Source organism: Sorangium sp. So ce145 (genome assembly GCF_051525985.1).
In the GTDB taxonomy this organism is placed as follows: Bacteria; Myxococcota_A; Polyangia; order Polyangiales; family Polyangiaceae; genus Sorangium; species Sorangium cellulosum_B.
Genome location: NZ_CP150315.1, coordinates 7,649,558 through 7,661,970, shown reverse-complemented (window position 1 = coordinate 7,661,970; position 12,413 = coordinate 7,649,558). Strand labels below are relative to the sequence as shown.

The following is a 12,413-nucleotide window of genomic DNA, read 5'->3' as shown; positions in this document are numbered from 1 at the left end:
ACAGCGCGCTCCTACGCTTCCGGGAGCAGGGCGCCCTGGCTGTCCGCCTCTGCCTCCGCCGCATGCAAAGGCAGCTCGACGATGAAGGCAGCGCCCGCGCCTGGCGCGCTCTCGACGCGGATGGTGCCGCCGTGGGAGGTGACGATCCACCGCACGATGTAGAGGCCGAGGCCGAGGCCGCCGAAGTTGCGGACGGAGACGGCGCGCTCGAAGCGCTCGAAGATCCTGGCCTGGTCGTTCTCCGCGATGCCGATGCCGTGATCGCGGACGACGAGCAGCGCGCGATCGCCGTCGCCGCGCACGACGACGTGAATGGGGGCGCCTGCGCCGTACTTCATCGCGTTGGACAGGAGGTTGATGACGACTTGCTCCACGCGAGAAGCATCCCAGTCCCCGACCACGGGCTCTTCCAGATCGAGCTGGATGCGGCAGCGGGCGTCGGTGAGCTGCTGCCTCATCCGCTCGACAGCCTCACGCGTCAGGGCGGCCAGATCGACGGGCGCGCGAGAGAGGGTGAGCCGGCCGGCGTTGAGGCGGGTGACGTCGAGCAGCTCGTCGACCAGGTGGGCGAGGCGCGCGATCTGGCGGTTGAGGAGCTGGATCGCGGCGTCGATGCGCTCCGGAGCGACCTCGGCGCGCTGGAGGCGGGGCAGGAGCCGGGCGAGCAGGTGGGCCTGCATCGTGAGCGAGGTGAGCGGTGTCTTGAGCTCGTGCGATGCGACGAGGAGGAACTCGTTGCGCCGCTCGATCGCCTCCTGGGCGTCGGTGAACAGGCGGCTGTTGTCGAGGGCGAGCGCCGCACGGAGCCCGAGCTCCTCGGCGACCCACAGGTCGGCGGGGCCGAACCGGCGCCGGGGCGCGGCCGCCAGCAGGGTCATGACGCCGAAGCGCCGGTCGCGCGCGAGGAGCGGGACGCGGAGGAAGGAGTGAACGCCGAGCTGCTCGAGGAGGGGCGCGGCGCGGACGTCGCCCACCTCGGCGCGGTCCGGCGAGGTCGCTGTCAGGGCCCGCAGCGCGTCCACCACGGCGCCCGCGAGCTCGGCCGGCACGCCCGCGGTGACCGCGTGTCCCGGGTCGCCGTCAGCGACGCCCACGTCGATGACGCACCGGTCGGCGAGCTCGGGCACGGCGAGCCGCGCGACGCTCTCGAGGGTGGCGCCGTAGCCGAGGGCCATGAGCTTGCGGCTCGCGTCGGCCAGGAAGCGCTCGGCGAGCTCGGCGCGCTTGCGCTCGGTGATGTCGGTGGAGATGCCGCAGAGCACGCCGGGCATGACCTCATCCCCGAGAAGGAACTTGAGCGAGAGGAAGGTGTGCAGCCCGTCCTCCATCATCACCTCCTCCTCGAACTCGAGCGGCTCGCCCGTCGCGAGCACCTTCCGATCGTGAACGCCGATGATCTCGGCGAGCGCAGCAGGCAAGAGCTCGGCGTCGGTCTTTCCGAGGAGCCGATGGCTCGGCAGACCGGCGATGTTGCTCGCCTGGCGGTTGACGAGCAGATACCGACCCTCCCGATCCTTGAGGAAGATGGCCGCGGCGGAGTTGTCGACGATGGCCTGCAGCGTGGCCTGGCTCTCGCGCAGCTCGCGCTCCGCCCGGCGTCGCTCGGCGTTCTCCTGCTCGATGTCGGTGTAGAGCATGGCGTTCTCGAGCGAGATGGCCGACTGCGAGGCGAGCAGCTCGAGCACGGTGAGCCGCCCCGGGGTGAACGCGCCGGTGACGAGGTTGTTCTCCAGGTAGAGCAGGCCGAGCAGCCGGGTTTGCCGCACGATCGGGAGGCACAGCACCGATCTCGGCTTCTTCCGCGTGAAATACGCGTCCTCCGAGAACGGGTGCCGCCCGGAAGCGTCGTCGAGCAGCACGCGCTCGTGGCTGCGGCGAACGTAGTTGAGGATGGACTGCGGCAGGGCGGCCAGCGGCGCCTCGCCCGCGTCGAGCAGCCGCGCGGCGCCCCCTGACGCGGCGATCGCCGCGCTGGAGAGGCGTTCACCCCGGACCAGGAGGACACACCCCTGCTCGGCGCCCGCGTGCTCGACCATGGTGCGCAGCAGCGTCTCGAGCAGGCGCGGGAGCTTGAGCTCTCCGGAGATGCTCTGAGAGGCCTTGACGACGGAGAGGACGTCGAACTGCTCGGCGCGGACGGCGAAGGTGACGGTGGGGGCGATCGGCTTTCGCTCGACGAGGAAGGGATACCGCTGGTCGAGCTGCTCGACCTTGGCGTGGGCGCCCCAGCGGAAGTAGGCGGCGCGGGCCTTCTGCAGGTAAGCGTCTGCGGGCGTGGACAGGCCGCGATCGCGGTAGAGCCGGGCGGCGAGCTCGCAGGCGATGGCCTCGTGCTGGACGAAGCCGCCCTCGTGCGCCGAGGAGATGGCCTGCTCGTAGAGCCCGATGGCCTCCAGGTCCTGCCCGCGGAGCCGGGCGATCTCGGCGCGGACCAGCGTGTGTTTGTGGAGGAAGTTGTCGGGGCCGCTCCTGGCCCACGCGCCGAGCTGCCGCTCGCACTCGAGCAGCTGCTCGGGGAGCTCCCGCGTCGGGGAACCCGGCTCCGCGCGCGGCGCGTGCGGTACGTCGACGAGGGCCGCGAGCGAGAGCGCGAGGACATAGAAGCTCTCGGCCATGAGCGCGTGCGGCTGGTTCCAGAAGGGTTGCTCGGTGACGACGCGGGTCGCCGCCTCGAGCGCCTCTCTGGGCGCGCCGAGCACGAAGAGCGCTTGCGCCTTCAAGCTGTAATAGAATTCGCGCGTGGTCTCCAGCGCTCCCTCCTGCAGCCGCGCCTCGAAGGCCGGAGGTGCCAGCTCGGAGCCGTCGAGCATCGCGAAGCGGACCGGCCGCCCTCGCAGCGCCTGGATCATGGCGCGGGCGCTGAGGAGGGCGCCGTGCGCGAACGCGAAGCCCGCGCCGCGCACGAAGCCGAGGCGCTCGTCGACCTCGCGGAGCACGTCCTCGAGCGCCTCGCCGGAGAGCAGGTGGAACAGCGCGTCCCATACGCAGTTGAAGCACGCCATGCTCATCGCGCCGGACTCGACCGCGGCGCTGAAGCCGGCGCGCCCGTACGGAGTCGTCTCTCGGTAGTGGCGTGTCCAGAAGACGACATGGTGTCCGAAGGTGGCGAACACCATCGATTGCGTGGTGAGGCGGCCGCTCCTCTGCGCGAGGTCGTGGCCGAGCTTGCCGAACCGATAGGCCTCCTGGTATCGCCCGAACTTCGGGCCGAACATCCTCGCAAACGACGTGTACGCGACAGCGGAGCTCTCGGCGTTGCCGTGGCGCAGGCTGAGCTGGACCATGCGCAGGAAGATGAGAAAGTACAGGTTCGGGGTCATGAAGGACGCCGCGATGCCCGCGCCCTCCAGCACACCCATCGTCAGCTTGACCTCCCGGTCGGTCATGGGGGGCAGATGGATCAGGTCCTCGATCGCCCGGTCGCCCAGGGCCTGCCAGACGCTCTTCGTCTCCTCTTCGATCTGTGCGTCGGTGGGGAGGCGCGGAAGATCGACGTCGCAGGCGCGCAGCCACGAGAGGCCGATCTCCACCGCGCGCGCAGATTGCCCGCGGGTCACACGGAGCGTGACGATGAGCTCGACGGCGGCGGCCGTCTCGGCCCTGGTCCTCGCGCGCTCCATGAGCTCTTCGAGGAGCCGCTCGGCCTCGTCGAGGCCGCCGGTGATGTACGCGGCGTGCGCGCGCTCGAAGGTCAGCTCGTAGGTCAGCTCGTGCCGCGCCTCCCAGCGGTCCGGCGCGAGCAGGGAGAGGCCCGCGGCGAAGAGGGCGGCGGCGGCCTCGTAGGCCGCGGCGGCCTTGGCCTTCCTTCCGGCGTGGAGGTTCAGCGCGGCGAGCTCGTCGCGCTCGGCCTGAGAACGGAGGAGCGCGGCGCCGCGGTTGAGGTGACCCACGACGTCGAAGAGCGCGTCCTCGCGCTCTTCGGCGCGCTGCTCCTTCAAGAGCAGCTGGCCGATCCGGAGGTGAACCTCGGCGAGCTGCTCGGCCGGGATGAGCGAGTAAGCGGCCTGCTGCACCCGGTCATGGAGGAAGCGATAACCAGAGCCCCGGCGGAGCAGCAGCCCTTCCCGCACGGCCTCCTCGAGCGCCTCGCGGAGCTCCTCCGCCGGACGGCCCGCGACCACCGCGAGGGGGTCGAGGTCGAGGCTGCTGCCGAGGCACGCGGCGAGCTTGAGCGCGTCGTGCGCAGGGGCCGAGAGCCGCTTGAGCTTGCCCACCATCAGCTCGACGACGTTGTCGGTGAAGCCCTTGTCGTGGATGGCGGCGATGTCCCACCGCCATGCGCCCTCGTCGGTGTCGAAGGTGATGAGCCTCTCTTCGTGCAGGGCGATGAGGAACTGGAGCACGAAGAAGGGATTGCCGCCGGTCTTCTCGTGGACGAGCCGTGAGAGCGGCTCGACCTGCGCTTCCGGTGCGTGGACCGCCTCGGCGACGAGCGCCCCGACGTGGGCAGCGGAGAGCGGCGTGAGGACGAGCTCGGAGACGGCGGCGCCGCGCCGCTGCACCTCGGCCAGGGTGAGCCGGAGCGGGTGCGCGGGGCCGACCTCGTTGTCGCGGTCGGCGCCAATCAACAGGAGGTGCTCGGAGCCGGAATAGGTGGCGAGCTGCTCGAGCAAGAGGAGGCTGGCCGCGTCGGCCCATTGCAGGTCGTCGAGAAACAGGGCGACGGGGTGCTCCTTCCGGGCGCAGGCGGCGACGAAGCGCTGGAGCGCGGCGAGCATCCGGCTCTGGGCCTCGGCGGGCGGGAGCTCGGGCACGGGCGGCTGCTGGCCGAGGAGCAGGGCGAGCTCGGGGAGCACGTCGGCGAGCAGACCGCCGTCCTGGCCGAGGGCCTCACGGAGGCGCTCTCTCCAGCGCTCGAGCTGCTCCTCGCTCGCGCACAGGGGCTCCCGCAAGAGCGCCCGGAACGCCTGGAGGAAGGCGTGGTAAGGGACGTCGCGCTTGAGTTGCTCGAACTTGCCGGAGAGGAAGGAGCCGCGCTCGCGCACGACGGGCCCGTGCAGCTCGGCGACGAGCGAGGACTTGCCGATGCCCGAATAGCCCGAGACGAGCACGAGCTCTGGCCGGCCGTTCGCGACAACGCGCTCGAACGCGGCGCGCAGCGCCTCTACCTCGCGCTCGCGGCCGTAGAGCCGCTGCGGGACCTGGAACCGGTCGGAGAGATCGCGCTCCCCGAGCGGGAAGTGCTGAATGGCGCCGCTCGCCTGCCACCGCGAGAAGCATGTGTCGAGGTCGTGGCGCAGGCCGAGGGCGCTCTGGTAGCGCTCCTCGGCGGCCTTGGAGAGCAGCTTGAGGACGACGGCGGAGAGCTGGGGTGGAATCGATGGGACGAGCGCGTGGGGTGGCCGCGGCGCCTGGGCGATGTGGCAATAGACCCAGGCGACGGGGTCGCTGGCGTGGAAGGGCAGGGTGCCAGTCAACATCTCGTAGAAGGTGACGCCGAGGGAGTACAGGTCGGTCCGCTCGTCGACGCGGCGGTTGATGCGGCCTGTCTGCTCCGGCGCCATGTAGGCGAGCGTGCCCTCGATGAGCGCGTCGTGGGCGAGCTCCTGGGCCTCGCGCGGCGAGAGGGAGGCGATGCCGAGATCGGTGATCTTCACCTCGCCGGTGTCGGGGTTGTAAAGCAGGTTCTGGGGCTTGATGTCCTTGTGGATGATGTGGTGTCGGTGGAGCTCAGCGAGCGCGGCGGCGAGGCGGAGGGCGAGGGGGAAGAAGCGCTCGATCGACATCGGGCGCACAGGCCCGTCGCCATCGAGCAGCCGGTCGAGGGAGCGGCCGCCGAAGTCCTCGAGGACCAGGGTCATCTGGTCGCGGAACGGCTCGATGCCGTGGGCCTTGATGACCACGGGTGAATCGAGCGTCCTGGCGACCTCGAGCTCGTGCTGTAGCCTGCCGAGCGCGCGGGGGCTCGCGTGGTCGCGGCGCAGGGCCTTGAGCACCACCGGCCGGCCGTCCTCCTCGCGCCGCGCGCGGTAAAGGACGGTATCTGCCCCTTGGTGCAGCACCTCCAGCACGCGGTAGCGTGGACTATCGGGCATAGGAAGAGCTTTGAAAACCGAAGCGCCAGCGGCGCGTTGCGGCTCAACTCGCTACACTGCCAAAAGCGGTGCGCCTCGTCACGAGCAAACGGCGCCGCGCTCTCGCGCCGGCTCGCCTGCGGCGACGCCGTCGTCCATGCACGGCGATAGCGGGGACGGAAAGGGAGCTGCTGAGGCGCAGTCGGGTAGCGAGCACGCAGCGCGGAGCGCGCGCCTACGCCTGCGGGAGCAGGGCATCCTGGCCGTGCGTCTCTGTCTCCGCCGCGTGCAAAGGCAGCTCGACGATGAACGTGGCGCCTGCGCCCGGCTGGCTCTCGACGCGGATGGTGCCGCCGTGGGAGGTGACGATCCATCGAACGATGTAGAGGCCGAGGCCGAGGCCGCCGAAGTTGCGGACGGAGACGGCGCGCTCGAAGCGCTCGAAGATCCTGGCCTGATCGGCCTCCGCGATGCCCATGCCATGATCGCGGATGACGAGCAGCGCGCGCGCGCCATCGCCGCGCACGACGACGTGAATAGGGCCTCCCGCGCCATATTTGAGCGCGTTGGACAGGAGGTTGATGAGGATCTGCTCCATGCGGAAAGCGTCCCAGTCGCCCACCACGGGCCCTTGCAGGTCGAGCTGGGTACGGCAGCGGGCGTTGTCGAGCTGCTGGTGCATCCGCTCGACGACATCGCGCGTCAGGGCGGCCAGGTCGACGGGCGCGCGAGAGAGGGTCAGCTGGCCGGCGTTGAGGCGGGTGACGTCGAGCAGCTCGTTGACCAGATGGGCGAGGCGCGCGATCTGGCGGTTGAGGAGCTGGATCGCGGCGTCGATGCGCTCCGGAGCGACCTCGGCGCGCTGGAGGCGGGGCAGGAGCCGGGCGAGGAGGTGGGCTTGCATCGTGAGCGAGGTGAGCGGTGTCTTGAGCTCGTGCGATGCGACGAGGAGGAACTCGTCGCGGCGCTCGATGGCCTCCTGGGCCTCGGCGAACAGGCGGCTGTTGTCGAGGGCGAGCGCGGCGCGGCTCGCCAGCTCCTGGGCCAGCCACAGGTCGGCTGGGCCGTAGCGGCGCCGTGGCGCGGTCGCCAGCAAAGTCATGACGCCGAAGCGCCGGTCGCGCGCGAGGAGCGGTACCCGGAGGAAGGAGTGAACGCCGAGCGGCTCGAGGAGGGGCGCGGCGCGGATGTCGCCCTCCTCGGCGTGATCCAGAGAGCTCGCCGAAAGGGGCCGCAGGGCGTCCGTCACCGCGCCTGCGAGCTCGGCCGGCACGCCCGCGGTGACCGCGGTGACCGTCCGCCCCGGGGCGTCCTGGGCGAGGTCCACGTCGATGACGCACCGGTCGGCGAGCTCGGGCACGACGAGCTGCGCGATGCTGTCGAGGGTGGCGCCGTAACCGAGGGCCATGAGCCTGCGGCTCGCGTCGCCCAGGAAGCGCTCGGCCAGCTCGGCGCGCTTGCGCTCTGTGATGTCGGTGGAGATGCCGCAGAGCACGCCGGGCATGACGCTCTCGCCGAGCGGGAACTTGAGGGACAGGTAGGTGCGCAGCTCGCCGTCTATCGGCACCTCCTCCTCGAACTCCATCGGCTCGCCCGCGTCGAGCACCCGCCGGTCGTGCTCGTCGATGGTCGCGGTGGCGGCCGCAGGCAAGAGCTCGGCGCTCGTCTTTCCGAGGATCTGCTCTGTCGGCATGCCGAGGCCGCGGCTCACCTGACGGTTGACGAGCAGATACCGACCCTCGCGATCCTTGAGGTAGATGGCCGCGGCGGAGTTGTCGACGATGGCCTGCAGCGTGGCCTGGCTCTCGCGGAGCTCGCGCTCCGCCCGGCGCCGCTCGGCGTTCTCCTGCTCGATGTCGGTGTAGAGCATGGCGTTCTCGAGCGAGATGGCCGACTGCGAGGCGAGCAGCTCGAGCACGGTGAGCCGCCCCGGGGTGAACGCGCCGGTGACGAGGTTGTTCTCCAGGTAGAGCAGGCCGAGCAGCCGGGTTTGCCGCACGATCGGGAGGCACAGCACCGATCTCGGCTTCTTCCGCGTGAAATACGCGTCCTCCGAGAACGGGTGCCGCCCGGAAGCGTCGTCGAGCAGCACGCGCTCGTGGCTGCGGAGGACATAGTTGAGAATGGATTGCGGCAGCGCCGCCAGGGCCTCGCCCGCGTCGAGCAGCCGCGCGGCGCTCCCCGACCCGGTGATCGCCGCCGCGGTCGACACGCGATCTTCCCGGACCAGGAGCGCAACCCCCTCTCCGGCGCCCGCGTGCTCGACCACGATGTGCAGCAGCGTCTCGAGCAGGCGGGGGAGCTTGAGCTCACCGGAGATGCTCTGAGAGGCCTTGACGACGGAGAGGACGTCGAACTGCTCGGCGCGGACGGCGAAGGTGACGGTGGGGGCGATCGGCTTTCGCTCGACGAGGAAGGGATACCGCTGGTCGAGCTGCTCGACCTTGGCGTGCGCGCCCCAGCGGAAGTAGGCGGCGCGCGCCCGCTGCAGGTGGGCGACGGCGGGCGTGGACAGGCCGCGATCGAGGTAGAAGCGGGCGGCGAGCTCGCAGGCGATGGCCTCGTGCTGGACGAAGCCGCCCTCTTGCGCCGACGAGATGGCTTGCTCGTAGAGCCGGATGGCCTCGGGCTCGCGGCCGAGGAGCCGGGCGATCTCGGCGCGGACCAGCGTGTGTTTGTGGAGGTAGTTGTCGGGGCAGCTCGCGGCCCACACGCCGAGCTGCCGCTCGCACGCGAGGAGCCCTTCGGGGAGCTCCCGCTCTGGCGAGGTCGCCGCGTCGCGCGCCTCGCGCGCGTCGTCGAGCGCCGCGGCGAGCGCGAGCGCGTGAACATAGAAGGTCTCGGGGATCTCGGCGCCCGCGTCCATCCTCCAGTCGTAATCGACGACGACGCGGGTCGACGCCGCGAGCGCCTCCCTGGGAGAGCCGAGGAGGAACAGCGCCTGCGCCTTCAGGCTGTAGTACAAGCTGTGAGCCCCGTACGAGGATCCCGGAGGAAGCCGCGCCTCGAAGGCCTCCTGATCCAGCTCGGAGCCATCCAGCATCGAATAATGGACCGGCCGCCCGCGCAGCGTCTGGATGAGGTACCGGACGCTGAGGAGGATGCCATGGATGAACGCGTAGCCGGCCTTGCGCACGAAGCCGAGGCGCTCCTCGGTCAGGTGGAGGACGTCCTCCAGCGGCTCCCCGCAGAGCAGGGGGAACACCGACGCCCAGACGCAATGGTAACATGCGTTGTTCAGATCGCCGCATTCCACGGCGACGTCGAAGCCGAGGCGATTGTAGGGGTAGGTCTCCCTGTAATGGCGCGTCCAGAAGACGGTCAGCTGCCCGAACAGGAAGAACACGGTGGGCTTCGCGGCGAGGTGCTCGCTCCTCTCCGCGAGGTCGTAGCCGAGCTTGCCGAACAGGTAAGCCTCCTTGTATCTCCCGAACCGCGGGCCGAGCACCCGCGCGAAGGCGGTGTACGCATGGGCCGAGCTCTCGGCGTTGCCATGGAGGAGGCTGAGCGTGACCATGCGCTCGAGGACCAGGTGATGCAGGTTCTGGTCCACGAAATACGCAGCGACGGACACGCTCTTCAAGATGCTCATCGCGATCTTGATCTCCGGGTGCGTCATGGGGGGCAGGTGGATGAGGCCCCCGATCGCCCGGTCGCCCAGGGCCTTCCATACGCTCTCGGTCTCTTCGTCGATGCGCGCGTCGGTGAGGTGGGTTGGCAGATGGATGTCGTAAGAGCGCAGGAAGGAGAGACCGAGCTCCACGGCGCGGGCGCTCTGCCCGCGGGTCACGTGCAAGGCGACGGCGAGCTCGACGACGGCGGCCCTCTCGATCTTGGTCATCGAGCGATCCGTGAGCTCCTCGAGCAGCCGCTCGGCTTCATCGAAGTTGCCGAGGATGTACGCGCAGCGCGCTCGCTCGAAGCTCAGGGCGTGGGCCAACGCGTACTGCGTCTCCCAGCGTTCCTGGGGCTCGTCCGCGAGGAGGGCCAGGCCGGCGGCGAAGAGGGCGGCGGCAGACTGGTAGGCGGCGGCGGCCTCGGCCTTCCTGCCGGCGCGGAGGTTCAGCGCGGCGAGCTCGTCGCGCTCAGCCCGGGAGCAGAGGAGCGCGGCGCCGCGGTTGAGGTGGCCCACGATCTCGAACAGCGCGTCCTCGCGCTCGTCCGGCCTCCGCCCCTTCAAGAGCAACCGGCCGATCCCGAGGTGCACCTCGGCGAGCTGTCCGGGCGGGATGAGCGAATAAGCGGCCTGCTGCACCCGGTCGTGGAGGAAGCGATAGGCGCTGTCCCGGCGGAGCAGCAGCCCCTCCCGCACGGCCTCCTCGAGCGCCTCGCGGAGCGCGTCCGCCGGCCTTCGCGCGACGACCGCCAGGGTGTCGAGGTCCACGCTGCCGCCGAGGCAGGCGGCGAGCTTGAGCGCGTCGCGCGTCGGGACCGAGAGCCGATTGAGCTTGCCCACCATCAGCTCGACGACGTTGTCGGTGAAGCCCTTGTCGCGGATGGCGTCGATGTCCCACCGCCATGCGCCCTCGTCGGCGTCGAAGGTGATGAGCCGCTCGTCGCGCAGGGCGATGAGGAACTGGAGCACGAAGAAGGGGTTGCCGCCGGTCTTCTCGTAAACCAGCCGTGAGAGCGGCTCGACCTCTGCTTCGGGTGCGCGGACCGTCTCGGCGACGAGCGCGCCGACGTGGGCGGCGGAGAGCGGCTCGAGGACGATGTCGCCGACGGCGGCGCCGCGCTTTCGGACCTCGGCCAAGGTGAGCCGGAGCGGGTGCGCGGGGCCGACCTCGTTGTCGCGGTAGGCGCCAATCAACAGGAGGTGCTCGGAGCCGGAATAGGTGGCGAGCTGCTCGAGCAAGAGGAGGCTGGCCGCGTCGGCCCATTGCAGGTCGTCGAGGAAGAGGGCGACGGGGTGCTCCTTCCGGGCGCAGGCGGCGATGAAGCGCTGGAGCGTGGCGAGCAGCCGGCTCTGGGCCTCGGCGGGCGGGAGCTCGGGCACGGGCGGCTGCGGGCCGAGGAGCAGGGCGAGCTCGGGGAGCATGTCGGTGAGCAGCCCGCCGTTCTGGCCGAGGGCCTCACGGAGGCGCTCTCTCCAGCGCTCGACCTGCTGCTCGCTCGCGCCGAGGATCTCCTGCACGAGGCCCCGGAAGGCGTGAAGGAAGGCGCGGTAGGGGACGTCGCGCTTGAGCTGATCGAACTTGCCGGAGAGGAAGGAGCCGCGCTCGCGCACGACGGGCCCGTGCAGCTCGGCGACGAGCGAGGACTTGCCGATGCCCGAATAGCCCGAGACGAGCACGAGCTCTGGCCGGCCGCTCGCGACAACGCGCTCGAACGCGGCGCGCAGCGCCTCGAGCTCGCGCTCGCGGCCATAGAGCCGCTGCGGGATCTGGAACCGATCGGAGACGTCGCGCAGTCCGAGCGGGAAGGGCGCGATGGCGCCGCGCTGGCGCAGCTGGGAAAAGCACGTGTCGAGGTCGTGGCGCAGGCCGAGGGCGCTCTGGTAGCGCTCCTCGGCGGCCTTGGAGAGCAGCTTGAGGACGACGGCGGAGAGCTGGGGTGGAATCGATGGGACGAGCGCGTGGGGCGGCCGCGGCGCCTGGGCGATGTGGCAATAGACCCAGGCGACGGGGTCGCTGGCGTGGAAGGGCAGGGTGCCAGTCAGCATCTCGTAGAAGGTGACGCCGAGGGAGTACAGGTCGGTCCGCTCGTCGACGCGACGGTTGATGCGGCCTGTCTGCTCCGGCGCCATGTAGGCGAGCGTGCCCTCGATGAGCCCGTCGTGGGCGAGCTCCTGGGCCCCGCGGGGGGAGAGGGAGGCGATGCCGAGATCGGTGATCTTCACCTCGCCGGTGTCGGGGTTGTAGAGCAGGTTCTGGGGCTTGATGTCCCTGTGGATGATGTGGTGTCGGTGGAGCTCAGCGAGCGCGGCGGCGAGGCGGAGGGCGAGGGGGAAGAAGCGCTCGAGCGACATCGGGCGCATGGGCCCGTCGCCATCGAGCAGCCGGTCGAGGGAGCGGCCGCCGAAGTCCTCGAGGACCAGGGTCATCTGGTCGCGGAACGGCTCGATCCCGTAGGCCCTGGCGATGACCGGCGAAGCGAGCGTCCTGGCGACCTCGAGCTCGTGCTGGAGCCTGCCGAGCGCGCGGGGGCTCGCGTGGTCGCGGCGCAGGGCCTTGAGCACCACCGGCCGGCCGTCCTCCTCGCGCCGCGCGCGGTAAAGGACGGTATCTGCCCCTTGGTGCAGCACCTCCAGCACGCGGTAACGTGGACTATGGGGCATAGGAGAATCTTTGAACCCGGGACGTCAGCGGCGTGCTGCGGTTCAACTTGGTACATTGCCAAAAGCGCTGCGACCCGTCACGAGCAAACGGCGCGGAGCGGCGCCGGCTTCGGCCCCGGTGA

Annotated in this window: 2 protein-coding genes; both read right to left on the bottom strand. The window is 70.5% G+C overall.

Features of this window, described 5'->3' with window-relative positions:
• Nucleotides 1-11 precede the first annotated feature (11 nt).
• A complete protein-coding gene (locus tag WMF34_RS28120) occupies nucleotides 12-6,035 on the bottom strand; it encodes an AAA family ATPase (protein WP_437989718.1) in 6,024 nt (2,007 codons plus the stop codon).
• A 214-nt stretch (nucleotides 6,036-6,249) separates the two neighbouring features.
• Nucleotides 6,250-12,291, bottom strand: coding sequence for an AAA family ATPase (locus WMF34_RS28115; protein WP_437989717.1), 6,042 nt, complete (start codon nucleotides 12,289-12,291; stop codon nucleotides 6,250-6,252).
• Between the last annotated feature and the right edge of the window lie 122 nt (nucleotides 12,292-12,413).

What these genes read in the sequence shown, in the direction of transcription:
- WMF34_RS28120 (WP_437989718.1), bottom strand. Translation starts at nt 6,035, where the DNA reads ATGCCCGATAGTCCACGCTACCGCGTGCTGGAGGTGCTGCACCAAGGG.
- WMF34_RS28115 (WP_437989717.1), bottom strand. Translation starts at nt 12,291, where the DNA reads ATGCCCCATAGTCCACGTTACCGCGTGCTGGAGGTGCTGCACCAAGGG.